This window comes from Streptomyces sp. NPDC005485 (genome assembly GCF_040606085.1).
In the GTDB taxonomy this organism is placed as follows: Bacteria; Actinomycetota; Actinomycetes; order Streptomycetales; family Streptomycetaceae; genus Streptomyces.
This window is the reverse complement of record NZ_JBEXDZ010000025.1, coordinates 1-24,496: the sequence shown is the minus strand read 5'-3', so window position 1 is coordinate 24,496 and position 24,496 is coordinate 1. Positions and strand designations below refer to the sequence as shown.

Below are 24,496 nucleotides of genomic sequence, written 5' to 3'. Positions count from 1 at the left end.
CGTGTCATGCGTGTGCTGCTTGTGGGCGCCGGCGGTGTGGGCACCGCGATCACCCGGATCGCGGCCCGCCGCCCGTTCTTCGACGAGATGGTCGTCGCCGACTACGACCTGAGCCGGGCCGAGGCCGCGGTCGCCGCGCTCGCGGACGACGGCGGCCGGTTCCGTGCCGCGCGCGTCGACGCCTCCGACCAGGCGGCGGTGACGGAGCTGCTGACGCGGCACCGGTGCGACGTGCTGCTCAACGCCACCGACCCGCGCTTCGTGATGCCCCTCTTCCAGGCGGCGTTCGCCGCCGGTACCACCTACCTCGACATGGCGATGTCGCTGTCGCGCCCGCACCCCGAGCGGCCGTACGAGGAGTGCGGGGTGATGCTCGGTGACGCGCAGTTCGCGCAGGCCGCCGACTGGGAGAAGGAGGGGGCGCTCGCGCTGGTCGGCATGGGGGTGGAGCCGGGGCTCTCCGACGTCTTCGCACGGTACGCGGCCGACGAACTCTTCGACGAGATCGACGAGATCGGCATCCGCGACGGCGCGAACCTGACCGTCGACGGTTACGACTTCGCGCCGTCCTTCAGCATCTGGACCACCATCGAGGAGTGCCTCAACCCGCCGGTGGTCTACGAGGCGGACCGCGGCTGGTTCACCACCGCGCCCTTCAGCGAGCCGGAGGTGTTCGACTTCCCCGAGGGCATCGGCCCGGTCGAGTGCGTGAACGTGGAGCACGAGGAGGTGCTGCTCGTGCCGCGCTGGGTCGACGCACGCCGCGTGACCTTCAAGTACGGCCTGGGCGAGGAGTTCATCCGGACCCTCAGGACGCTGCATCTGCTGGGCCTGGACCGCACCGACCCGGTGACCGTGCCGGGCGCGGCGGGCCCGGTCGCGGTGTCGCCCCGCGACGTCGTGGCCGCCTGTCTGCCCGACCCGGCGACCCTGGGTGAGCGCATGCACGGCAAGACCTGCGCGGGCACCTGGGTGCGCGGCACCAAGGACGGCGCACCGCGCGAGGTCTACCTCTACCACGTGGTCGACAACCAGTGGTCGATGGCGGAGTACGGCTCCCAGGCGGTCGTGTGGCAGACCGCCATCAACCCCGTAGTCGCCCTGGAACTCCTGGCCACAGGCGCCTGGACGGGGGCGGGCGTCCTCGGCCCGGAGGCCTTCCCCGCCCGCCCCTTCCTGGACCTGCTCACCGCCTACGGCTCCCCGTGGGGCATCCGCGAGCAGTGACCGTCAGGAGGTCTGGGTGATCACCATCAGGAGATCGCCCGCCTCGACCTGCTGAACGGCGTTGATGGCCAGCCGGTCCACCGCTCCGGCGACCGGTGCGGTGATCGCCGCCTCCATCTTCATCGCCTCGATCGTCGCGATGGTCGCGCCCGCCTCGACGCGGTCGCCCGGTGCCACCGACAGCGTCACCACCCCGGCGAACGGCGCGGCGACCTGCTTCGGATCGGACTTGTCGGCCTTCTCCGCGGCCGGCAGGTCCGAGGCGACCGAGCGGTCCCGTACCTGGATCGGCCGGAGCTGGCCGTTGAGCGTGGCCATCACGGTGCGCATGCCGCGCTCGTCGGCCTCGCCGATCGCCTCCAGTGCGATGAGCAGCCGCACGCCGGGTTCGAGGTCCACCTCGTGCTCCTCCCCCGGCCGCAGACCGTAGAAGAAGTCCTTGCTCGGCAGGACGCCGGTGTCACCGTAGGCATCGCGGTGCGTCTCGAACTCCTTGGCCGGGCCGGGGAACAGCAGCCGGTTCAGGGTGGCGCGCCGGTCCTTGTCGAGCCCGTCGCGTTCCTCTGGGGACAGTTCGACGACCGGCTTGGGCGCGGCCCGGCCCCGGAGGGCCTTGCTGCGGAACGGCTCCGGCCAGCCGCCGGGCGGATCGCCCAGCTCGCCGCGCAGGAAGCCGATCACGGAGTCCGGGATGTCGTACGAACCGGGTTCGGCCGCGAACTGTTCGGGCGAGACGCCCGCGCCGACGAGGTGCAGGGCGAGGTCGCCGACCACCTTCGACGAGGGGGTGACCTTGACCAGGCGGCCGAGGATCCGGTCGGCTGCCGCGTACATCGCCTCGATGTCCTCGAACCGGTCGCCGAGGCCCAGCGAGCGGGCCTGGACCCGCAGGTTGGAGAGCTGGCCGCCCGGGATCTCGTGGTCGTACACGCGCCCGGTGGGCGAGGCGAGTCCGGCCTCGAAGGGGGCGTAGATCCTGCGGACGATCTCCCAGTACGGTTCGAGGTCGCCGACCGCCCGCAGGCTCAGTCCGGTGGGCCGCGGGGAGTGGTCGGTGGCGGCGACGATCGCCGACAGCGAGGGCTGCGAGGTGGTGCCGGCCATCGAGGCGACGGCTCCGTCCACCGCGTCCGCGCCCGCGTTGATCGCGGCGAGGTAGGTGGCCAGCTGACCGCCGGCCGTGTCGTGGGTGTGCAGGTGCACCGGGAGGTCGAACTCCCTGCGCAGCGCGGTCACCAGCTTCTCGGCGGCGGGTGCGCGCAGCAGCCCGGCCATGTCCTTGATCGCCAGGATGTGTGCCCCGGCGTCGACGATCTGCTCGGCGAGCCGGAGGTAGTAGTCGAGGGTGTAGAGCTTCTCGGCCGGGTCGGACAGGTCGGAGGTGTAGCACAGGGCCACCTCGGCGACGGCCGTCCCGGTCTCGCGTACGGCGTCGATCGCGGGCCGCATCTGGCCGACGTCGTTGAGCGCGTCGAAGATGCGGAAGATGTCGATGCCGGTCCGGGTGGCCTCCTCGACGAAGGCCGTGGTGACCTCGGTCGGGTAGGGGGTGTATCCGACCGTGTTGCGGCCGCGCAGCAGCATCTGGAGGCAGATGTTGGGCACCGCCTCGCGCAGCCGGGCGAGCCGGTCCCAGGGGTCCTCGGCGAGGAAGCGCAGTGCCACGTCGTAGGTGGCGCCGCCCCAGCACTCCAGCGACAGCAGCTGTGGAAGTGTGCGGGCCACGGTCGGGGCGACGGCCAGCAGGTCCTTCGTCCTCACCCGGGTGGCCAGCAGGGACTGGTGGGCGTCACGGAAGGTGGTGTCGGTGACGGCCACCTGGGACGACTCCCGAAGCCGGCGCGCGAAGCCCTCCGGGCCCAGCTCGGTCAGCTGTTGCTTCGACCCGGCGGGCGGTACGCCGTCCGGGACGGCCGGGAGTTTCGTCGTGGGGTCGAGCAGGTGCGGGCGCTCGCCGTTCGGCTTGTTGACCGTGACGTCGGCGAGGTAGGTGAGCAGCCTGGTGCCGCGGTCAGCGGAGTGGCGCGCGGTCAACAGGTGCGGGCGTTCCTCGATGAACGAGGTGGTGACCCGGCCCTCCTGAAAGTCCGGGTCGTCGAGGACCGCCTGCAGGAAGGGGATGTTCGTGGCCACACCGCGGATACGGAACTCGGCCACCGCACGCCGGGCCCGCCGCACCGCGGTGGGGAAGTCCCGGCCCCGGCAGGTCAGCTTCACCAGCATCGAGTCGAAGTGGGCGCTGATCTCAGAGCCGACGAACGCGGTGCCGCCGTCCAGCCGGATGCCGGAGCCGCCCGGCGAGCGGTACGCGCTGATGGTGCCGGTGTCCGGGCGGAAGCCGTTGGCCGGGTCCTCGCTGGTGATCCGGCACTGGAGCGCCGCCCCGCGCAGATAGATCCGGTCCTGCGAGAGCCCGAGGTCGGCGAGGCTCTCGCCTGCGGCGATGCGCAGCTGCGCCTGGACCAGGTCGACGTCGGTGACCTCCTCGGTCACCGTGTGCTCGACCTGGATGCGCGGGTTCATCTCGATGAAGACGTGGTTGCCCTGGCGGTCGAGCAGGAACTCGACGGTGCCGGCGTTGCGGTAGCCGATGGTGCGGGCGAAGTTGACCGCGTCGGCGCAGATGCGGTCCCGGAGCGCCGGGTCGAGGTTGGGCGCCGGGGCCAGCTCGACGACCTTCTGGTGGCGCCGCTGCACCGAGCAGTCCCGCTCGTAGAGGTGGATGACGTTGCCCTGGCCGTCGGCGAGGATCTGCACCTCGATGTGGCGGGGGTCGATGACCGCCTTCTCCAGGAACACCGTGGCGTCACCGAAGGCCGACTCGGCCTCCCGGGACGCCGCCTCGATGGACTCGCGCAGCTGCGCGGGGTCGTCCACCCGGCGCATCCCGCGACCGCCGCCGCCCGCGACCGCCTTCACGAACACCGGGAAGCCGATCTCGTCCGCGGCCGCGACCAGTTCGTCCAGATCGGTGGACGGCTGCGAGGACCCGAGGACGGGTACGCCGGCCGCGCGGGCCGCGGCGACCGCGCGGGCCTTGTTGCCGGTCAGCTCCAGCACCTCGGTGGTGGGGCCGATGAAGGTGATCCCGGCTTCCGCGCAGGCCCGCGCCAGTTCCGGGTTCTCCGACAGGAAGCCGTACCCGGGGTAGACGGCGTCCGCCCCGGCCCGGCGGGCCGCACCCACGATCTCCTCGACCGACAGGTAGGCGCGCACCGGGTGCCCCCGGAGGCCGATCTCGTAGGCCTCGTCGGCCTTGAGACGATGCAGCGAGCCGCGATCCTCATGGGGGAACACCGCCGCCGTTCCCGCGCCCAGTTCATAGGCGGCGCGGAACGCGCGGACGGCGATCTCCCCACGGTTGGCGACAAGTACCTTCCGGAACATGCACAGTCCCTTCCTGCCGTTCGCGACGTACGCGCCCCACGCGCGCCCTCGTGACTGATGCCCTGTCTACACCAGGGAGCCCGTCTTCTTGCGTCAGCCCCGGTGGGCGCGGAGCGCGGTGAGGGCTCGGTCGGCGTGTGCGCTCATCCGTAGTTCGCTGCGGACGACCTCCAGGACCGTGCGGTCCTCGGCTATGACGAACGTGACGCGTTTCGTGGGTGCCACCGAGAATCCTCGCTTGACCCCGAAGCGCTCGCGGACCGTACCGTCGGTGTCCGACAGCAGCGGGAATCCGAGGGTGTGGCGTCCGGCGAACTCCTGCTGACGGTCGACCGGATCACCGCTGATCCCCACGGGCCGCCCACCGGCCGCGGCGAACTCCGCGGCCAGATCGCGGAAGTGGCATGCCTCGGCGGTGCAGCCGGCTGTCATGGCGGCCGGGTAGAAGAACAGCACCACGGGTCCGTCACCGAGCAGTTCGGACAGCTGCCGCGTCGTGCCGCTCTCGTCCGGCAGCGCGAAGTCCTCGACCTTGTCGCCCACGTCCACACGGTTCGTCATGACCGGCCCTCCCCGCTCTTGGCGACGCCGCGCGCCCACAGGACGAGCGGGACCTGCAACGGCAGCCTCCCCAGGGCCGCGGCCCGCTGCGCAGCGGACCGGTGACGCCAGTCCACGGCCATCTGCACGTTGGCGGGGAACACCCCGACGAAGAAGCCCGCCGCGGCCAGCGCGGCGACACGGCGCGTGCGCGGCAGCGCCACCCCCGCCGCCAGCGCCAGCTCGACCGCCCCGCTGGCGTACGTCCATGTTCGTGGCTTCCCCGGCAGGGCGCGCGGGATGGTCGCGTCGAACTGGCGGGGTGACACGAGATGACCGACGCCTGCCGCTGCCAGCAAGCCGGCGAGCAGTAGGGGTGAGCGTTGGGACCCGGACACGGTGCCTCCTCTGGTGGCCTGCCGCGCGATATTACTGGACGGTAGGAGCAGTGGGGGCAGGTGCACCGTGCCGGATCGACGTCCGCGAGCGCCCTATCCGCGCTTATGGGTCATACCGCTCTGCGCCTGATACGGAGCAGGAGCACGGCTCCGGCGATGAGGAGAGTCCCTCCGGCCGCGGCCGGCCACAGATTCGTTCCCGTGTCGGCGAGCCCGCCGGTGACCGCCTGCGGTTCGGTGCTTCCGTCGGCGGACGGGGCGTTCCCGTCGGCGGCCACCGCGGTGCTCTGCGAGGACGGGGAGACGGGCGCGGACGAGGCCGAGGACGAGGACGTCGTATAGACCTTGGGCTGTTCGTCACGGCCGGTGGGCGTGCCGACCTCCGCCGGTTCGGTGCTCGGCGCGTCCTCGGACGGCGTATCGCCGCTCGGTTCCTCGGTGTTCGGTTCCTCGGTGTTCGGCGCGTCCGTGCCGGGCGCGTCCGTGTTCGGCGCGTCCGTGTTCGGCGCGTCGGTGCTCGGGGCGTCGGTGCTCGGGGCGTCGGTGCTCGGGGCGTCGGTGGAGGGCTCCGGCGTGTCCTTGCCACCGGAGTCGCCCTGGTCGCCGTTCCCGCTGCCCTCGGACGGGGCGGCAGGAGTCGGTGTGGGCGTCTCCTGCGGCTCGTCACCACCGGAACCCGAACCGGAACCCGCCCCGTCCTTCGAGTCGCACTGCTTGCCGCTGTTGATGCAGTCCACCATCGACTGCATCAGGTCCTCGTCGAAGACGTTGATGAAGTCGCCGTGGTCCGTGACCGGCTTGTGCAACTGCTCGGGGAAGGCGTCCACCGCGAACAGCGGGGACGTCCCGCCGCCGTCCTGCAGGCTCGGCGCGTCGACGTCGTAGACGATGCGCTGCACGAGCTGCGGGATCGCCCGGAAACCGCCCGCGCAGTTGCCCTCGGCGTCGGCGAACGCCACGTGCGTACGGTGGTTGGCGCTGTCGATGTTCTGGCCGTCCCAGCAGCTCTGGAACTTGAAGGAGCGGACCACGTCACTGCCGTCGGGGCAGATCGGGTACTTGTCCTTCAGCTGCCGGTCCTCGAACCCGGTGCAGCTCCAGGAGGCGTTCGCGTTGGCCGTGCCGTTGACGAACGCCTTGGCGTCACCGGTGATGATCCGCAGCAGCCGGGGCATGGCGGTGACCTTGTCGCGCGGGTTGCCCACGAAGGTCAGCGTGACCTGCTTCGGCGTGACGATCTCACCGGCGTTGCCCTCGGTGCCGCCGCCGGGAGCGCCCGCGTCCTGCTCCTGGGTGCCGTTCTGCAGGCGCAGGACGGGCCAGTAGTACGTCGACTTGTCGCCCTGGTTCTCGCAGGTGGTGTCGGCGTTCGCCAGGTCGTCGTCACTGGCGAAGGCGTTGTTGGACTGGTTTCCGACGTAGTCGTGGAAGTGGTGGGCGCCGTTGGTGACTCCGGGGGCCACGATCACGTTGTCGGAGTTGAACAGGCCGTTGGCGTTCACCCCGCAACTGGTGGTGAACGAACCACGGGAGGCGTCCGCCCCGGGGCGCGGGTTCTGCACGTTGGGCTGGACCGTGGTGATGTCCGCGAAGTCCGCGGCGACGGGCCCGTTGCCACCTTGGGCTCCGTTGCCGTTCTGACCGTTGCCGTTCTGACCGTCGTCGCCGCCCTGGCCCTGGTCGTTGCCGTCCTGACCGTTCGCGTCCTGGCCGTCGCCGTTCCCGTCCTGACCACCGCCGTCCTGGCCGTCACCGCCGTCCTGGCCGTCACCGCTCCGGTTGCCGGAATCGCGCAGCTCACAGCCCGCCAGCGAGTCGAGCCCCTCGGGCCGGTCCCCCACGCGGTCGATGGCGGTCGCGATCCGGTCGATCGTCGCGGCCCGCTTCTCCTTCAGCGGGTTCATGATCGCGCTGTCGGCGAAGCCGGAGTCCTGCTGGATGGCCTGCGCCGAGTTCTGCAGCCGCTGGTAGGCGTCGGCGATCTGCCCGTCCAGCTGGGCGAGTTCCTTGTCGACGTCCGCCCTCGCCGCGTCCGGCACATCCGTCAGCTCGGTTCCGATGTCCGGGCAGTAGATGGTGGCCGCTCCGGCAGCGAGGACACGGCCGTCCGACGTCCGGGCCGACTCGCCGCCCGAGCCGTTCTCGGAGGCCGAGGCGTAGACGTTCACCGCCACCAGCCCACCTCCGCCCAGCATCATCGCGACTGCCAGAGAAGTCGCACGTCGTGCGCCCGTCGGGCGTCTGCGTGTGTTGCGTCTCACGGAAGTACTCCTGCGCCTTGTCGTCGGCTCGGGCATGGAAATCCCCCAGCCCTATACGGACGGGACCTCCGAAGCGTTCAAGCACCCCGAGAATTCACAGAAACCTCGTAGGCAACCCGCGCCGCCTCGCCGTCCGGCGGTCCCTTGTCACCCGGGGATGAAACCCCGTCCTTGAGGACTCAACTCCCCCACACAGAACACCGATCCGCCCGGTCGCCACCGCCTCGCTGCCATATTCGAAAGCCACTTCGGAGGTGGTTGTGAGCAACGAGGCGACAACACCCGGTCCGGGGCACACCGCGGCACGCATCTCCGGCCTGGCACACCGCCGGGAGGAGGCGCTGGCCCCGGGCCGGCCGCGTGGGCGCGGCACGTTCGGCGCCCGTGAACGGATCGAACGGCTGCTGGACAAGGGCTCGTTCACCGAGACCGGCCTGTTCGTGCGGGCGCGGCCCACCGGGGACGGCGCCCGCCGTCCCTACGGCGACGGAGTGGTCAGCGGGTACGGCACCGTCGACGGGCGCCCGGTCTGCGTGTTCGCACAGGACTCCACGGTCTTCGGCGGCAGCATGGGCGAGGCCTTCGGCGAGAAGACCGTCGCCCTGATGGACCTCGCCCTCAAGACCGGCTGCCCGGTCGTCGGGCTCAACGACTCCGGCGGCGCCCGCATCCAGGAAGGCGTCGCCTCCCTCGCCCTCTACGCCGAGCTGGTGCGCCGCAACGTACAGGCGTCCGGGGTCATTCCGCAGATCTCGGTCATTCTGGGCCCGTGCGCGGGCGGGGCCGCCTACTCACCGGCGATCACCGACTTCACGGTGATGGTGGACCGCGCCTCGCACATGTTCGTCACCGGCCCCGACGTCATCGAGTCGGTGACCGGCGAGCGCACCACCGCCGAGGAGCTGGGCGGCGCCCGCACCAGCACCGCCGTCAACGGCAACGCCCACTTCCTGGCAGCCGACGAGGAGGACGCGCTCGACACCGTACGCGAACTGCTGTCCTACCTCCCGGCCAACAACCTGGAGCGGCCCCCGGAGTACGCGCCCTCGCCCGCACCGGCCGGGGAGCTGCTCGACGAGCTCGTCCCGGACCGGCCGGGCCAGGCCTACGACATGCGGGACATCCTGCGCGCGGTGGTCGACGACGGTGAACTGCTGGACGTGCAGGAGCTGTTCGCGCCGAACATCATCTGCGCCCTGGCCCGCGTCGAGGGCCGCTCGGTCGGCGTGGTCGCCAACCAGCCGCTGCACGCGGCCGGCGTGCTGGACATCGACGCCTCCGAGAAGGCCGCGCGCTTCGTACGGTTCTGCGACGCGTTCGGCATTCCGCTGCTGACCTTCGCCGACGTGCCGGGTTACCTCTCCGGGGTCAGCCAGGAACGGGCCGGCATCATCCGGCGCGGCGCCAAACTGCTGTACGCGTACGCCGAGGCGACCGTCCCCAAGGTCACGGTGGTGGTGCGCAAGGCGTACGGCGGCGGGTACGCGGTGATGGGCTCCAAGCATCTCGGCGCGGACGTCAACCTGGCCTGGCCCACCGCCCGGATCGCCGTCATGGGCGCCGAGGGTGCCGTGAGCGTCCTGCACCGGCGCGAACTCGCCGCGACCGACGACCCCGAGGCACTGCGTGTCCGTCTCGTCGCCGCCTACGAGGACACCCACGGCACGCCCTACCTCGCCGCCGAACGCGGCTATGTCGACGCCGTCATCGCACCCCACGACACCCGCGCCCACATCTGCCGTGCCCTGCGTGCGCTGCGCGGCAAACGCGCGCCCATGCCGCAGCGCCGGCACGGCAACATCCCGCTCTGATCCACCAGTCGATCCGCGACGTGAGGAGCCCCGCCCGATGGACAGCCGCCCCCCGCTCACGCCCGCGTGCCGGACCCTGCCCCAGTACGTACGGCACTGGGCCGAAACCGCCCCCGACCGCCGGGCGTTCACCTTCGTCGAGCACCCCGCACCGCACTCGCGCGGCGTCCACCGCACCCTCACCTGGCGACGCCTGGACCTGCGGGTGCGAGCGCTCGCGGCCCGCCTCGCCGAGGAGACCGAGCCCGGGGCGCGGGTCGCGCTGCTGTGTCCGCAAGGCACGGAGTACATCACCGGGTTCCTCGCGGTGCTGGCCGCCGGGCGGATCGCCGTACCGCTGTATCCGCCCACCCTGCCCGGGCACGCGGACCGGCTCGCGGGCGTCCTGGCCGACGCGCGGCCCGCGGCCGTCATCACCACCAGCCGTGCCCTGCCCGAGGTACGGGAGTTCTGCGAACGGGCCGGCAGTGGGGGCGCGCCGATGCGCGTCCTCGCCGCGGACCAGGTGCCGGACTCCGCCGCCGGGGAATGGCCCCCGGTCGCACCGGACGCTGGGGCGACCGCCTACCTGCAGTACACCTCGGGTTCGACCCGCGCCCCGGCGGGCGTGGAGATCACCCACGCCAACGTCGTCGCCAACGCCCGCCAGGCGCTGACCGCCTACTGCGCCGCCGCACATCCCGTGACATGCGTGGGCTGGCTGCCGCTGTACCACGACATGGGGCTCGTTCTCAGCGTCGCCGCCCCCGTCGTCGGCGGTCTCCTGTCGGCGCTCATGGACCCGGCCGCCTTCCTGCACGAGCCGGTGCGCTGGCTGCGGCTGCTCGCCGCGCATCCGCGCGCCGTGAGCGCGGCCCCCAACTTCGCCTACGACTACTGCGCCTCCGCCGTCACCGCAGGCCAGAAGAGCGACCTCAGGCTCGACGGTGTCACCGCGCTGATCAACGGCAGCGAGCCGGTCCGTCCCGGCACGGCCGACCGCTTCCACGCCGCCTTCGCCGCACAGGGGCTGGCGCCCGACACCCACTGCCCGTCGTACGGGCTCGCCGAGGCCACCGTCTTCGTCAGCGCCGCCCGGCCCGGCCGGCCGCTCCGCCGGTTCGCCCTCGACCGCGGCGCCCTCGCCGCAGGCAAGGCCCTGCCCGCGCGGCCCGAGGACCCGGGGGCCGTGCTGCTGGCCGGCTGCGGATCCCCGGTCGGCCAGCGGGTCCGTGTCGCCGATCCCGTGCACCGCACCCTTTTGTCCGAGGGAGAGGTCGGCGAGATCTGGGTGCAGGGGCCCAATGTCGGCCGTGGTTACTGGCAGCGGGAGGGGCGCGAACAGCAGGTGTTCGGCGCCCTGTTCGCCGACGGCTCGGCCGCACCGGGCGGCTGGCTGCGCACCGGCGACCTGGGCACGGTGCTGGACGGACAGCTCATCGTCACCGGGCGCCTGAAGGACCTCATCATCGTCGACGGCCGCAACCACTACCCCCAGGACGTCGAGGCCACGGCCCAGGACGCGCACCCGGCCGTGCGCCGCGACCGGCTCGCCGCCTTCGCCGTGCCCGGCCGCGCGGACGAACGGGTCGTGGTCGTGGCGGAGCACGCGCGGACGGTGCGCCTTCGCGACCTCGACGCGCCGGCCGTGGCCCGTGCGGTGCGCGGCGCCGTCTCCGCCCGGCACGGGCTGCGGCTCGCCGACGTCGTCCTCGTCGCGCCGGGGACCGTTCCGCGTACCTCCAGCGGCAAGGTGTCGCGGGCGCTGACCCGTACGCGGTACCTGGAGGGTGCCTTCGCGCCGCCCGCCGAGCCGCGCGGCCGTGCGGCGACGGCGGGCAGCACGCCGGGTGCCACGGGATGAGGGCCGACGAAGAGGCCGCGGTGCGCCGCCTGATCGCCGAGCGGGTGGCCTCGTGGAGCGGCACGGCCGCCGAGGACGTCCCGATGGACCTGTCGTTAGCGGACCTCGGCATGTCCTCGCGGGACGCGGTCGCCCTGGCCGGGGAGTTGTCCCGGGTCGCGGGCCGTGAGCTGCCGTCGACGCTGCTGTGGGAGTCACCCACCGGGGAGGCGCTGGTGGCTCGCCTGTGCGGCGCGGCGGACGAGCCGACGGCGACCGGTCCGGGCGGCGCGCCGCCCGCCCGGGGACCCGCTCCGCCCGGCGAGCCCGTCGCCGTCATCGGCGTCGGGTGCCGGCTGCCCGGCGCGGTGCACGGCCCGACCGACTACTGGCGGCTGCTGAGTGAGGGGGACGACGCGATCCGGCGCGTGCCGGAGGACCGGTGGCGGGACTTCACCGCCTTCCCGCCCACCGACGCGCCCCCGTACGGCGGCTACCTGGACGACATCGCCGGGTTCGACGCCGAGTTCTTCCGCATCACACCGCGCGAGGCCGCGGTGATGGATCCCCAGCAGCGGATCCTGCTGGAGGTCGTCCACGAGACGCTCGACCACGCCGCCGTCCGCGCCGGGTCGCTCGCGGGCACCTCCACCGGTGTCTTCGTCGGCGTCTCCGCCCCGGAGTACGGCCGGCTCACCGGTGCCGACCCGGCCGCCGTGGACCCCTGGGCCCCGGCCGGCGCGGCGTTGAGCGTCACCGCGGGACGGCTGGCGTACGTCCTGGACACCCGCGGGCCGAGCATGGCTGTCGACACCGCCTGCTCCTCCTCGCTGGTCGCCGTGCACCACGCCTGTGTGAGCCTGCGCACGGGCGAGAGCGACACCGCCGTCGCGGCCGGGGTGAACCTGCTGCTGTCGCCCACCATCGGTGTCGCGTTCGGGCGGGCGGGTGCCCTCGCGCCGGACGGGCGGTGCAAGCCGTTCTCGGCGGCGGCCGACGGCATCGGGCGCGGTGAAGGGTGCGCGGCCGTCCTGCTGAAACGGCTGTCCGACGCGGAGCGGGACGGCGACCGCGTCCTCGCCGTGATCCGCTCCACCGCCGTCAACTCCGACGGCCGCTCCGCCGGTCTCATGGCACCCAACCCGGCTGCCCAGCAAGCCCTGTTGGAGATGGCCTACGCGCGGGCCGGGCTCGCTCCGGGGCACGTCGACTTCGTCGAGGCGCACGGCACCGGCACCCCTCTCGGGGACCCGATCGAGGCAGGCGCGCTCGGCGCGGTGCTGGGCCGGGGCCGCGACCCGGACCAGCCGTTGCTGCTGGGCTCCGTCAAGGGCAACCTCGGCCACCTGGAGTCCGCCGCGGGCATCGCGGGCCTGGTGAAGACGGTGCTCGCCCTGCACCACGACCGCATCCCGCCGTCCCTGCACTGCACCGACGGCGGCGGCACGCTCGGCGACGCCCGGCTGCGCGTGGTGACCGAGCCCGAGCCATGGCCCCGCTACGGCGGCACGGCCACCGCGGGGGTCTCCGCGTTCGGCTTCGGCGGCACCAACGCCCATGCCGTCCTTGAGGAATGGCAGCCCCCCGCGCTCGCCCCCGCCCCCGCCGACGAGCCGCCCGCCCGCCTCCACCTCCTGTCCGACGTCGACGCCGAGCGGGTCCGTGACACCGCGGCCCGACTCGCCGCATGGCTGCGGACGCCCGAGGGCGGCGCCGCACACCCCGCCGACGTGGCGCGCACACTGGCCGGGCGCGTCCGCCGCGGACCCGTGCGGGCCGCCGTCATCAGTCCCGGCGGGGGCCAACTGGCCGACGTACTGGGCGCGTTGGCGGCGGGACGCCGGGACGCCCGGGTCGCGACCGGCGACCGCGACCTCGTCGGGCGTGGCACGGTGTGGGTCTTCTCCGGGTACGGCAGCCAGTGGGCCGGCATGGGGCGCCGGCTGCTGGCCGAGGAACCCGCGTTCGCCGCCGCCGTGGAGAAGCTCGACCCCCAGCTCGCCGCTGAGTGCGGCCTCTCGCTGTACGACCATCTGTCGTCCGGGTCCGGCCTGGACCGCCTTGAGGTCGCCCAACCTGTGCTGTTCGGATTGCAGTTGGCGCTCGCGGAACTGTGGCGTTCGTACGGCGTCGAACCCGCCGCCGTGATCGGTCACTCCATGGGGGAGGTGGCCGCCGCCGTCTGCGCAGGCGCCGTGGATGTAGCGGACGGGGCCCGCGTCATCGCCGTACGGGCCAGGCTGCTGAGCGGGCTGCGCGGGGGCGCGATGGCCGCCGTCGACCTGGACGACACCGAACTGGGCTCCCTGGAACGGGACTTCCCGGGCGTCCATGTCGCCGTGCACTCCTCGCCCCGGCAGAAGGTCGTCACCGGGGACGAGGAGGCGGTGGCCCGGATCGTCGGCGCACTGACCGGACAGGGCCGGGTCGCCCGGGCCATGCGGGTCGTCGGCGCCGGGCACTCTCCTCAGGTCGACACACTGCTGCCGGCGCTCACCGAGGCCCTGGGCGACATCCGGGGCAGTCGACCGCGCGTCCCCGTCTACTCCACCGTCCTCGACGACCCGCGCGGCGACTGCGCGTTCGACGCCGCCCACTGGGCCGCCAATCTACGACGGCCGGTGCGGCTGGACCGGGCCGTCGCGGCCGCCGCGGCCGACGGCCACACCGCGTTCGTCGAGATCTCACCGCATCCGGTGCTGACGGGCGCCGTCACGGACACCGCGCCCGGCGCCCTCGCTGTCGCCACGCTGCGCCGCGACGAGGACGGCAGCGCCGCGTTCGCCGCACGGTTGGGCGCCCTGTTCGCCGCGGGGCAGCGCCTGCCGCTCCCGGCCGGCCGCGTCATCGACCTGCCCGCGCCGCGCTGGCGGCACGTGCGGCACTGGTGGACGGACGGCCGGACGGACACCGGCGACAGGAGCCGACCGGCGGCCGCGCCACCCGCGCCCCTCCCGGCGGGCGCCGACGTACCGACGGCGGAGGGGACATCCTCGGTGATCGCCCGGCTGAGCCACCACATCGCCGCCGTCTCCGGCCACCCACCGGCCCGCATCACCCCCAGCGCCTCACCTGCCGACCTCGGCCTGGACTCGCTGATGGCCGTCCGCATCCGTACGGCCGTGGAGCGGGAGTTCGGCATCGACCTGCCCCTGCGCGACCTGCTCGGCGCCGCCACCGTCGAGGAGGCGGCCACCCGCATCCGGCAGGCTCTGCCACCGCATCGGGCACTCGACACCTCGCTCCTGCGGGCCCTGCGCACCACCGGCTCCCGGCCCCCGCTGTTCCTCTTCCACCCAGCCGGCGGACCGACCACCGTCTACCGTCCGCTGGCCGAACGGCTCACGGAGGGCCGGCCGGTGTACGGGCTGGAGCGCGTCGAGGAGGCCCGCACCGTCACCGACAAGGCGCGGCGCTACGCCGAGGCGATCACCGCCGAGCACCCCAACGGACCCTGTCTGCTGGGTGGTTGGTCCTTCGGCGGGTTCGTGGCCCAGGAGACCGCGCGACAACTGACGGCCGCCGGGCGCACGGTGGAACTGGTGGTGCTCATCGACTCCGTACGCCCGCTCCCGCAGCCGGACCTGACGCGGGCCGACCGGATTCGCGCCCACTTCACGGGCTTCGCCCGCCACGTCGCCGAAACCTACGGTGTCCGGCTGGAGTTGCCGTACGACGACCTCGTGGCCACGGACGACGACCGCGACCGCATCGACACCGTGCTGCGGGCCCTGCGCGAGGCCGCCGATGTGCCGCCCGCCGCGCTGGAGCACCAGCGGGCCTCCTATCTGGACCTGAGGACCGGCGAGGAGCACCGCCCGGCGCGCCACGACGGCCGCGTGATCCTCTACCGGGCCACCGAACCGGCTCCGCACACCGTGCGCGACGCGGCGTACGAGCGGGACGACGAAGCGCTGGGCTGGGACGAGGTGTGCCCGCGCCTGGAGGTCGTGCCGGTCGCCGGGCACCATCTGTCGCTGCTCGACCCGCCGCACGTCGACACGATCGCCGCCCATCTGAACCGGGTGCTCGCCGAGCGGACACCCTGAACCGGACCCCCGAGGAGCCGCCATGCCCGACCGCCCCGCCCCCGTGTCCCGGCGCACCGTCGTCAAAGCGGCGGCCACCGCCGGTGCGGCCGTCCTGTTCGGCACGACGGTCGCCGCCGGCCGTGCCCGGGCGGCGACCCGCCTCGGACCGCGCACCCTGGACGTGTCCGTCTCCTCCGCCGCTCTGGGCCGCAGCGCACCCGTCCGACTCATCCTGCCCTCGGGCTTCGGCACCCAGGCGGGGCGGACCTATCCGGTTCTGTACCTGCTGCACGGCGCCCACGACGACTACACCTCGTGGACGCGGGAGACGGACATCGAGGCGTTCACCGAGGGCCGCGACCTGATCGTGGCGATGCCCGACGCGGGCCCCACCGGCATTCCCAGCGCCTGGCGCGGCGGCCCCGACTACGAGACCTTCCAGGTCCAGGAGGTCCCGGCGGTGCTCGCCCGGGACTACCGGGCCTCCGCGGTCCGGGCGGTCGCCGGGGTCTCCACCGGTGGCTACGGTGCCATGGCGCACGCGGCCCGCCACCCGGGCGGGTTCGCCGCCGCGGCCTCCTACAGCGGGGTCCTCGACACCACCGCGCCCGCAGTCCCGGCCATCGTGGACGCCATCGTGGCCCGCGAGAGTCTGTCGCCCCGCTCCCTGTGGGGCCATCCGCTCCTGGACTTCGCCACCTGGCGGGACTTCAACCCGCGGGCCCGCGCCGCCGGACTGCGGGGCACCGCCCTGTACGTCTCCAACGGCAGCGGACTGGCCGGCGGCAGCGGAGATCCGCTGCCCGAGGCGCTGGAGAGCGCCCTGTGGCCGTCCGCCCACAGCTTCACCGGCACGCTCGCACGTCTGGACATCCCGGCCACCACCCACTACTACGCAGGAGGAGGACACAGCTGGGCCTACTGGAAGCCGGAGTTCACCGCGTCGTGGCCGATGCTCGCCCATGCGCTGGGCCTGCCGGAGTGATGTCGGTGCCGTCGGGGCACGGAACGGAGCAGAGGGGCCGTTCGTCCAACCCGGGACATCCCGCTCGTCCCACGGGCAACAGCGCGCGGGCGAGCCGCTTCCGGGTGAAAGGAGTGTCCGCGATGGCGGTCCCCGTCCCGCACGGCGTACCGGACGGCCCCGAGGCCACGCCGGTGCCGCCCGAGTTGGCCGAACTGTTGCGCGCCCGGCTCGACGCCGTCTCCGACGAGGTGGAGGCGGAGGTCCGCCGCCAGGTTCCCGAGTACGCGCGCCCTTCCGACGGGGTCTTCGGCAGGAACCTGCGGGCCGGAGTGGTGCAGGCCCTGACCCTGTTCGTCGATCACATCGCGGACCCGCGCGAGCACGGGGACGCCATCGCCGCGACGTACCACGAACTCGGCCGCGGGGAAGCCCTGGAGGGCCGCAGCCTGGACGCGCTGCAGTCCGCGCTCCGGGTCGGCGGGATGCACGCGTGGCGGCTGATGGGGCGTACTGCGGAGGAACTCGGGCTGGACTCGACGGCCGTGACCGCGCTGGGCGAGCTCGCCTTCCGGACCGTGCACGAGGTCGCGGAGGCCGCCGCGGCCGGCTACGCGGAGGCCCAGCTGCGCAGCGCGGACGAGCTGGAACGGCGCCGCAGACGCCTGCTGGACCTGCTCCTCGACGAGGGGCCGGTGTCCCCGGAGGCCGTTCACGGCCTGGCGCACAGCGCGCGGTGGCCGGTGCCACGACAGGTCGCCGTCGTGGCGCTCGCCGCACCCCCGGACCGGCAGGAGGAGGACAGACCGCTGGCGGCCGCGGGCGCTCTGGTGGACATGAAGTCACGGCCACCGCGCATGCTGGTGCCCGACCCCGAAGGCTCCGGCCGCTTCGGCGGCCGGGCGTTCACACTCGCGCTGCGCGGCCGCCCCGCCGCGATCGGTCCGACGGTCCCGCTCACCGACGCCGGGCAGTCGCTGCGCTGGGCCGTCCGCGCCCTCGGGCTGATGGGCCGCGGAATCCTGCCCCGCCAGGACGTGGTGCGCTGCGCCGACCATCTGTCGACGCTGCTGCTGTACGGCGACGAGCCCTTGCTCGCCCAGTTGGAGGCACGCGTCCTCGCCCCGCTCGACACGGCCTCGGCGGGGCAGCGCGTCCGGCTCGCCGAGACACTGCTGGCCTGGCTGCTCAGTGGCAGCAACGTGCCGGACGTCGCCGCCCGCCTGCACATCCACCCGCAGACTGTCCGCTATCGCCTGCGCCAGCTGGAGAAACTCTTCGGCGACACCCTGCACGATCCCGGCGCCCGCCTCGACCTCATCCTCGCGCTGCGCGTCGGGGAACTTCGGAATTGCGGGAACTAGGGCGACTCACTCGGGAACAAAAATACGAGGCGTTTCCATAATCCCCGACATAACACTCCGTCAGAGAATGCCCATACGTTTGGGACCGTCCTTTTTCGCAGGCGCTTCATGCGCCCCGAACGCGGAGGATCCCCATGCGTATCCGCTTATTCCTCGCCGCGCTCTCCCTGGTCGGCGGCGCCGGACTCGCCACCCTCTCGGCGCCCATGGCGTCGGCCGCCACCTGCACGGACATCGATGTGGTCGCGGCCCGCGGCACCTTCGAGCCGGGCACGCTCGGCGCCATCGTCGGCGACCCGGTCTTTTCCGCACTGCAGAAGAAACTGACGGGCAAAACCCTGTCCAGCTATGCGGTGAACTACCCCGCGGACCTTTCCCTGACCTCGGCCGCGCAGGGAAACGCGGATCTGGTGAACCACGTCGGCCGCCAGGCGGCGGCTTGCCCGAATCAGCGTTTCGTTCTCGTGGGCTATTCGCAGGGCGCGAACGTGGTCGACAACTCGGTGGGCATCAGCAGCGCGGGCGCCGTGGTCGGCAGCCCCATCGTGGCGACCATTCCCGGCGGGGTCGAGCCGAGAGTCGCCGCGGTGCTGCTCTTCGGCAACCCGATCCGGGCCCTCGGCAAGAGCGTCACGGGCGTCTACCAGAGCCGCACGATCGACTTCTGCGCCAAGGGCGACCCCATCTGCGAGAGCGGCGGGGGTGATGTGCTCGCGCACCTCGGCTACACCGCCGACGCCGACGCGGCGGCCGTCTTCGCCGCGGGCCGGGTCTGATCCGTACCGGCACGGACGGGACCGCGCGGCACGGCAGGAGCCCGGGAGGAGATCCTCCCGGGCTCCTCTCGCCTGTGACTCAACACGTGCGGGCGAGGATGTACGGCTAGGGGGTGTTTTGAAGGCCCTGTGCGGTGCCCGCGGTGTTCGGTGCGTGCCCTCGGCGTGCCGGACGAAGGCCCTCGTACTGGACGTACTTGGGGCTTCGGCCGGTGCGGCGAGGGTGCGTGCCGGGCGCCGTGGGTGCTGTGCGGGACTTTCACAACACCCCCTAGGACCGAGCGGGCGCCCGGGCGAAGCCCGCAAGGGTGGTGGAGACCGGCTCGGGGCGGCCGTTGTTCTGCGCGGGCGCCGCGGTCAGCACGTCGAGGTGCTGGTAGCCGTCGGCGACCACAGGGTGCAGGTCGGACGGAATCCGGCCGGCCAGCAGTCCGTCACCCGCGAGTACCGTGACCGTCGGACGGGCGGTGAGCCCGTCGGGATGGACGACGAGCTTCTTCACGTGGGGTGAGCCGGCCAGTTCAAGGTCGGTGACCAGCTTGGTCGGGAAGTACTGCTCGGTGAAGTCCAGCGGCTGCTCGGCCAGACTGCGGGCCAGCTCCTGGAGGTCGGTGACCTCCTTGCCGGCGGCGGTGAACGGGGTGCCGTCGGCCGACCGGTAAACGGGGTCGTCGGGGGCGCCGACGCGGTCGTAGTCGCGCCAGGTGTAGAGCGGCCCGTGCGGCCGGTCGGGGATGGCCTTGTACGCGGTGCCGAACAGCCCAGGCTGCTGTGAACTCCCGTTGGTGGCAGGGAAGTTCTTGTCCGCGAGCGGCCCGCCGTCGAAGAAGCCGACGCTGCTCTGCAGGAACGCCAGGGGTACGGAGTTGTCGTCCATCAGCGCCCCGAGCACGGCCGCGTTGGTGAGCCGGAAGTCCTTCACCGTGGGTGAGCCGGCGAGGAAGGTGGCGGTGTCCTTGGAGAACAGGAAGCGGTTGGTGCCGTCGATGTTGGCGTCGGAGGGCAGGTAGCGGGGCAGGTCGGCTTCGGCGCCGGGGTCCTGGAGGGCTCCGAGGCCGGCGATGGCGAGCAGGGTCATCGTCTCCGGGTTCAGAAGCACGGGCGCGGACAGCGCGCGCGGGAGCGCCCCGCTGTCGAGCCCGGCCTGCACGGCCGCGTAGCCGAGGCCGACGTCGGGCAGGCCGATGCCGTCGGGCATGCTGCCGCTCAGGTCGGCCAGTGATGTGGAGACGGTGGTGTCGAGGGCGAAGTAGCCGGCGCACTGGTTGTATCCGGCGTCCGCCGTGGTGGCGCGGTCGCCGTCGAAGTCCGCGGCGGCGAAGTACCCGGTGATCACCCCGCCCAGCGAGTGCCCGCCGCAGAGCACCTTCCGTTCGCGCAGACCCTGGTCGGGCAACTCGGCGGCGAGCAGGTCGTACTGGTCCCGCACGGTCTGCTCGATGCCGAGCCTCGCCATCCACCCCAGTCGCCCGTCGGCGGCGTATCCGTCGAAGGTGCGGCCCTCGACCTCTTTGCCCCGGTAGTAGTAGTCGACGGCCGTGTGCTGGTCGCCGGAGGCGATGCCGGTGCGGTCCTCCAGACAGTTGGAGCGCCGGTCGAGGGCCCAGAATTCGATGTGCTGCCCCTGCTCGGCGGCGCGGGCCACGGTGTTGCGGGCGACGCTGTCGAACGCCCCTGCACCCTCCAGGATGCCCGGCTGGGCGACGAGGATCCGGTCGGCGTCGGCCGAGGCGTCCGGCCCGTCGGCGGCGCGGTAGCGCAGGTACGACAGCCAGTCGCACGCGGCCGGACGCGCCCCGGCCGATCGCGGCAACGGCACCTTCACCCGCACCACCGACTCACGTACGCCGACGCCCGCGGACACCGATGCCACCGGCGTCTCGGTCCGCGCACCGGCCGCCCCGGCGCCGGGGACCGCTGCTGTGAGCGTCCCCGTGGTCAGCAGCACCGCCAGCGCGGCGCTGCGCCACGTTCTTCCTCTGCTGCGTCTCATGTCCATGCCCCGGACGGTAGGACCGCCCCCGTCCTACGCTCAGGCAGTGCTGACAGGAACGCAGATTCCGGTGTGCCGTTTGTCACCGGTGACGCACTCGGCCGACGGTATGTCGTGCGCCGTCGAATCGGTGATCGACAAACTGTCTCCTATGCTCGATGCGAACCTTCGAACCACAAGGAGCAGAGCAATGAGTGAGAACGTCTTCTTCGACGTGTCCGCGGACGGCGAGCCGCTCGGCCGCATCGAGTTCAAGCTGTTCGACGACGTCGTCCCGAAGACTGCCCGGAACTTCCGTGAGCTCGCGACCGGCGCGCACGGTTTCGGCTTCAAGGGGTCGCCGTTCCACCGGGTCATCCCCGACTTCATGCTGCAGGGTGGCGACTTCACCAGGCAGAACGGCACGGGCGGCAAGAGCATCTACGGTGAGAAGTTCGCGGATGAGAACTTCCAGCTCAAGCACACCAAGCCGGGTCAGCTGAGCATGGCCAACGCGGGCCCGAACACCAACGGCTCGCAGTTCTTCATCACGACGATCGTCACCGACTGGCTGGACAACAAGCACGTGGTCTTCGGTGAGGTCGTCGAGGGCATGGACGTCGTCAAGGCGATCGAGGGATTCGGCAGCCGCTCCGGCGCCACCTCCAAGAAGATCGTCATCGAGGACAGCGGCACCGTCTGATCGTCCGGCGGCGGGACGAGAGTCCCGCCGCCGGGTGGTCCCCCGCGGTCCCGTGCGGTCCTGGGTCACGCGTTGCCCAGCGACAGCCCGTCCAGCGGCAGCGAGCGCAGGAAGTCCTCGGCATCGAAGATCTGCCCGGCGGTGACGACGCCGGTGGCCCGGCCGCGGCCGTCCAGGATCCGTTCGGCGGCCTCCACCACGATCGGCGCCGTGAAGGCGTAGATGTCACGGCCGTGCACCGCCACCCGCCGCTCCTCGTCCCCCCGCCGGACGACGACCTCGACCAGGAACACCTGGGCCGACCGGCCGTCGGCATCCACCGCCTGCGGAGCCCTGGTCTCCGGGCCGCTGAGGTCCTTCAGCGGGGTGGTGTTCAGGAAGGTGCTGATCCGCTCGGGGTCCAGGTGCCGGGAGATGGTGATCACATCGGTGGTCGAGAACTCCCCCACCACGTCCTGGGTTCCGAACGGGGCGGGGAAGGTCCAGGTCCCCCGCGGCTGGGGCACGTCGCCCGCGACGACCCGCAGCTGGTGGTCCGAGTGGACCACCCGGCGCCCGGCCCTGCGTTCGCCGGCCAGCAGCGTTCCCCGGGTGGGGTGCCAGCTGTCCAGGGCCACCGCGACCGAGATCTCGTCGGCCGCCGGCCAGTCACCGATCGCGACGGTGGCGAGCAGGTCGCCGAGCGCGCCGTAGAACGCCATCACCGGCGCCACCACGATGCCCGCCTCCTTCACCCGGGCGTCGTCCTGGTAGGTGTCGAAGGTGCTGGACGCGACCAGGGTCTCGCCGGTGACGTCCAGGTAGTGGATTCCCGCCCGCAGCGCGGCCTCGACCAGCGCCGGCGCGGTCTCGCCGAACGGCCCGGCGCAGTTGATCACCAGCGCCGCGCCGGCGAGCGCGCGGTCGAGCGAGGCCGGGTCGTCGACCGAGGCGACCCTCGACTCCACACCGGGGTGGTCGGCGGCCGCGGCCGCCAGCTTCCCCGCGTCCCGCCCGGACAGCACCGGTGTCCAACCGCGCTTCACCAGCTCCGCCGTCACAAAGCGGGCGGTGTGCCCGTAGGCGCCGAACACGGCGACAACCGGCTTCACGGAGCCGCGGTCGGGTCGGTCGTCGGTCTTCGTCATCAGATCTCCTCAAGCCGTTTCAACTGCTTACGATCATGCTCTGCGGAGCCACCGATGACCACGGTCGACAACGTCAACCTGCGCTAGATTCGCGTCATGCGCGCCCATCACGTCGTCATGGCCGTCACCGACGACATGCCGATATTCGAAGCAGCCGTCCCCTGCCAGATCTTCGGCGTCGACCGGCCGCACCTCGCCGATCCCTGGTACCGGTTCTCGGTGGTGCCGGTCGGCAGCGCGCAGGTACGGCTGAGCCCCGGCTTCTCCCTCGCCCCGGTCGGCCAGGGCTGGGATCCGGAATCTACGGACACCCTCGTCATCCCGGCCTGCGAGAACGTGCACGAGGACCCGCCGACGGAACTGGTGGACCTCGTTCGCGAGGCGTACGAACGCGGGATCCGGATCCTGTCCATCTGTTCCGGCGCCTTCGTCCTGGCCGCCGCCGGAGTGCTCGACGGGCGCCGGGCCACCACTCACTGGCTGCACGCCGAGGAGCTGAGCCGCCGCTATCCCGCCGTCCGCGTCGACCCGTCCGTGCTCTACGTGGAGGACGCCGACGTGATCACCTCCGCGGGGACGGTCGCCGGGATCGACGCCTGCCTGCACGTGGTGCGGATCGACCACGGGTCCGCGGTGGCCGCCGAGCTGGCCCGCCGCCTGGTCACCCCGCCGCACCGGGACGGCTGGCAGGCCCAGTACCACCGCCCGGCCTCGCCCGTGGTCCGCGACGACTGGCTGGCCCCCTTGCTGGAGTGGGCGGGTGAGCAGCTGCACATGCCGCTGACCACCGCCGACCTGGCCGCCCAGGCCAATGTCAGCGTGCGGACCGTCGAGCGCCGGTTCGCCGAGGCCCTCGGGATGTCGCCGCTGCGCTGGCTGCTGCAGCAACGGGTGCGCCGGGCCCAGCAGTTCCTGGAGACCAGCGACCGGCCCGTCGAATGGATCGCCGACACCTGCGGGTTCGGCGGCTCGGCCGGTCTGCGGGCCCACTTCGCCCGCATCGTCGGTGTGTCACCCACCATCTACCGGCGGAAGTTCCACGAGCGCTCCGACGCGGTGCGGGTGGCCATCTGACCGAGGGCCGGCAGGCCGTCCGGTCGGGCGCGCTCAGTGGCCTCGGAACGCCTCCTCCAGCCACCAGGCACCACGGTCGCCGGCCACCTTGGCGTCGACGAGCAGAGGCGCGGACCGCGGACCGGTCAGCCAGTCCTCCACGGCCTTCAGATCGGCGATCGTTCGCACGGTCACGCCCTCGAAGCCGTACCCTCGCGCGACGGCGGCGATGTCCGTCGGCGGGAACCTGACCGTGTCGAGCGCGTGTCCCTCGGGCCCGAAGTGGTGCACCTCCGCTCCGTAGGCGTCGTCGTTGTACACGACGACCACCATCGGCAGCCCGAGCCGCCGTACCGTGTCCAGTTCGGCCGCGCTCATCAGCGCACCGCCGTCACCGAGCGCGGCCACGGGTAGCCGGTCCGGCCGTGCCAGCGCCGCGCCGATCGCGGTCGCCAGCCCGAGACCGATCGACTGGAACGCCTGGGTGAAACAGAAGCCGTGGTGGTCCGGCACCGACAGGTACATGCTCGGATAGCCCATGAAGTTGCCGGAGTCCACACCGATCACCCGCTCGGCGGGAAGGATGTCGTCGAGCGCGATGCTCAGCGTCCGCGGGTCGATGCGCTCACGGCTGCTCATGTCCTCGTACGGCACGTCGCGCAGGCGCACACGTGCGGCGATGGCCGCGGCGCGCTCGGCCGTCCGATAGCCCTCCTGTCGCCCGGCGCCCCTTTCCAGCACGCGCCGTGCGGTGAGTCGTACGTCACCGGGGACGCCGAGGTGCACGTCCCGGTGCGTCCCGAGTGCCGACGCGTCGTCGTCGACCTGGACGACCGTCGTCCGCGGGCCGATGAGCCGGCCGTGCCGCGTCGTCCACATGTTCAGCGCGCAGCCCCAGCCCACGATCACATCCGCCGCCGAGATCAGCTCGGCCGCGAGCGGGGAGGCGAAGCCTCCCGACACGTCGAGCGACCAGGGGTCGCCCTGGAAGAGCCCGCGCGCGACGGCCGACGTCGCGAGCAGCGCGCCGTAGCGCTCGGCGAGGGCCGTGAGGGCCGCG

Annotated in this window: 16 protein-coding genes; 9 read left to right on the top strand and 7 right to left on the bottom strand. The window is 72.5% G+C overall.

Going from position 1 to position 24,496, the window contains the following annotated elements:
* Positions 1 to 6 precede the first annotated feature (6 nt).
* Positions 7 to 1,227, top strand: coding sequence for a saccharopine dehydrogenase C-terminal domain-containing protein (locus ABZS97_RS11475; RefSeq protein ID WP_356136252.1), 1,221 nt, complete (start codon positions 7 to 9; stop codon positions 1,225 to 1,227).
* A 3-nt stretch (positions 1,228 to 1,230) separates the two neighbouring features.
* On the opposite strand, the gene ABZS97_RS11470 is transcribed toward ABZS97_RS11475, so the two are convergent.
* The 4 genes from ABZS97_RS11470 to ABZS97_RS11455 form a co-directional block, all read right to left on the bottom strand.
* Entirely contained in the window at positions 1,231 to 4,614 is a 3,384-nt protein-coding gene (locus tag ABZS97_RS11470) for a pyruvate carboxylase (RefSeq protein WP_356136250.1), read from the bottom strand.
* Positions 4,615 to 4,707: 93 nt separating this feature from the next.
* Complete coding sequence (locus ABZS97_RS11465) at positions 4,708 to 5,175, bottom strand: peroxiredoxin (RefSeq protein WP_356136248.1); 468 nt, start codon at positions 5,173 to 5,175, stop codon at positions 4,708 to 4,710.
* Positions 5,172 to 5,552, bottom strand: a complete 381-nt coding sequence (locus tag ABZS97_RS11460) for a MauE/DoxX family redox-associated membrane protein (RefSeq protein WP_356136245.1) — start codon at positions 5,550 to 5,552, stop codon at positions 5,172 to 5,174. The genes ABZS97_RS11465 and ABZS97_RS11460 overlap by 4 nt, the downstream gene beginning before the upstream one ends.
* Before the next feature lie 110 nt (positions 5,553 to 5,662).
* Positions 5,663 to 7,726 (bottom strand): DUF1996 domain-containing protein, encoded by a 2,064-nt coding sequence (locus ABZS97_RS11455; protein ID WP_356136243.1) that lies wholly within the window; start codon positions 7,724 to 7,726, stop codon positions 5,663 to 5,665.
* Positions 7,727 to 8,067: 341 nt separating this feature from the next.
* On the opposite strand from ABZS97_RS11455, the gene ABZS97_RS11450 reads away from it, so the two are divergent.
* The 6 genes from ABZS97_RS11450 (at position 8,068) to ABZS97_RS11425 (ending at position 18,581) form a co-directional block, all read left to right on the top strand.
* Positions 8,068 to 9,624, top strand: a complete 1,557-nt coding sequence (locus ABZS97_RS11450; RefSeq protein ID WP_356136241.1) for an acyl-CoA carboxylase subunit beta — start codon at positions 8,068 to 8,070, stop codon at positions 9,622 to 9,624.
* A gap of 37 nt (positions 9,625 to 9,661) precedes the next feature.
* Entirely contained in the window at positions 9,662 to 11,467 is a 1,806-nt protein-coding gene (locus ABZS97_RS11445; RefSeq protein WP_356136239.1) for a fatty acyl-AMP ligase, read from the top strand.
* Positions 11,464 to 15,495, top strand: a complete 4,032-nt coding sequence (locus ABZS97_RS11440) for an acyltransferase domain-containing protein (RefSeq protein ID WP_356136237.1) — start codon at positions 11,464 to 11,466, stop codon at positions 15,493 to 15,495. Before ABZS97_RS11445 ends, ABZS97_RS11440 begins: the two co-directional genes overlap by 4 nt.
* Positions 15,496 to 15,517: 22 nt before the next feature.
* On the top strand, positions 15,518 to 16,462 hold the full coding sequence (locus ABZS97_RS11435; protein WP_356136235.1) for an alpha/beta hydrolase family protein: 945 nt from the start codon (positions 15,518 to 15,520) through the stop codon (positions 16,460 to 16,462).
* 122 nt (positions 16,463 to 16,584) lie between these two features.
* On the top strand, positions 16,585 to 17,805 hold the full coding sequence (locus ABZS97_RS11430) for a helix-turn-helix domain-containing protein (protein WP_356136233.1): 1,221 nt from the start codon (positions 16,585 to 16,587) through the stop codon (positions 17,803 to 17,805).
* 134 nt (positions 17,806 to 17,939) lie between these two features.
* On the top strand, positions 17,940 to 18,581 hold the full coding sequence (locus tag ABZS97_RS11425) for a cutinase family protein (protein ID WP_356136231.1): 642 nt from the start codon (positions 17,940 to 17,942) through the stop codon (positions 18,579 to 18,581).
* A 271-nt stretch (positions 18,582 to 18,852) separates the two neighbouring features.
* On the opposite strand, the gene ABZS97_RS11420 is transcribed toward ABZS97_RS11425, so the two are convergent.
* Positions 18,853 to 20,580, bottom strand: coding sequence for a hypothetical protein (locus tag ABZS97_RS11420; protein ID WP_356136229.1), 1,728 nt, complete (start codon positions 20,578 to 20,580; stop codon positions 18,853 to 18,855).
* Positions 20,581 to 20,764: 184 nt separating this feature from the next.
* Between ABZS97_RS11420 and ABZS97_RS11415 the strand changes: the two genes are divergently transcribed.
* Complete coding sequence (locus tag ABZS97_RS11415) at positions 20,765 to 21,256, top strand: peptidylprolyl isomerase (RefSeq protein ID WP_356136227.1); 492 nt, start codon at positions 20,765 to 20,767, stop codon at positions 21,254 to 21,256.
* 65 nt (positions 21,257 to 21,321) lie between these two features.
* Here ABZS97_RS11415 and ABZS97_RS11410 read toward each other — a convergent pair whose 3' ends face one another.
* On the bottom strand, positions 21,322 to 22,383 hold the full coding sequence (locus ABZS97_RS11410) for a saccharopine dehydrogenase NADP-binding domain-containing protein (RefSeq protein ID WP_356136225.1): 1,062 nt from the start codon (positions 22,381 to 22,383) through the stop codon (positions 21,322 to 21,324).
* A 96-nt stretch (positions 22,384 to 22,479) separates the two neighbouring features.
* Between ABZS97_RS11410 and ABZS97_RS11405 the strand changes: the two genes are divergently transcribed.
* Entirely contained in the window at positions 22,480 to 23,457 is a 978-nt protein-coding gene (locus ABZS97_RS11405) for a helix-turn-helix domain-containing protein (RefSeq protein ID WP_356136223.1), read from the top strand.
* 33 nt (positions 23,458 to 23,490) lie between these two features.
* On the opposite strand, the gene ABZS97_RS11400 is transcribed toward ABZS97_RS11405, so the two are convergent.
* Positions 23,491 to 24,496, bottom strand: a 1,006-nt coding sequence (locus ABZS97_RS11400) for a thiamine pyrophosphate-dependent enzyme (protein ID WP_356136221.1), incomplete at its 5' end; no start/stop codon positions are given.

What these genes read in the sequence shown, in the direction of transcription:
- ABZS97_RS11425 (WP_356136231.1), top strand. Translation starts at nt 17,940, where the DNA reads ATGCGTATCCGCTTATTCCTCGCCGCGCTCTCCCTGGTCGGCGGCGCC.
- ABZS97_RS11420 (WP_356136229.1), bottom strand. Translation starts at nt 20,580, where the DNA reads ATGGACATGAGACGCAGCAGAGGAAGAACGTGGCGCAGCGCCGCGCTG.
- ABZS97_RS11445 (WP_356136239.1), top strand. Translation starts at nt 9,662, where the DNA reads ATGGACAGCCGCCCCCCGCTCACGCCCGCGTGCCGGACCCTGCCCCAG.
- ABZS97_RS11405 (WP_356136223.1), top strand. Translation starts at nt 22,480, where the DNA reads ATGCGCGCCCATCACGTCGTCATGGCCGTCACCGACGACATGCCGATA.
- ABZS97_RS11470 (WP_356136250.1), bottom strand. Translation starts at nt 4,614, where the DNA reads ATGTTCCGGAAGGTACTTGTCGCCAACCGTGGGGAGATCGCCGTCCGC.
- ABZS97_RS11475 (WP_356136252.1), top strand. Translation starts at nt 7, where the DNA reads ATGCGTGTGCTGCTTGTGGGCGCCGGCGGTGTGGGCACCGCGATCACC.
- ABZS97_RS11440 (WP_356136237.1), top strand. Translation starts at nt 11,464, where the DNA reads ATGAGGGCCGACGAAGAGGCCGCGGTGCGCCGCCTGATCGCCGAGCGG.
- ABZS97_RS11435 (WP_356136235.1), top strand. Translation starts at nt 15,518, where the DNA reads ATGCCCGACCGCCCCGCCCCCGTGTCCCGGCGCACCGTCGTCAAAGCG.
- ABZS97_RS11430 (WP_356136233.1), top strand. Translation starts at nt 16,585, where the DNA reads ATGGCGGTCCCCGTCCCGCACGGCGTACCGGACGGCCCCGAGGCCACG.
- ABZS97_RS11410 (WP_356136225.1), bottom strand. Translation starts at nt 22,383, where the DNA reads ATGACGAAGACCGACGACCGACCCGACCGCGGCTCCGTGAAGCCGGTT.
- ABZS97_RS11415 (WP_356136227.1), top strand. Translation starts at nt 20,765, where the DNA reads ATGAGTGAGAACGTCTTCTTCGACGTGTCCGCGGACGGCGAGCCGCTC.
- ABZS97_RS11465 (WP_356136248.1), bottom strand. Translation starts at nt 5,175, where the DNA reads ATGACGAACCGTGTGGACGTGGGCGACAAGGTCGAGGACTTCGCGCTG.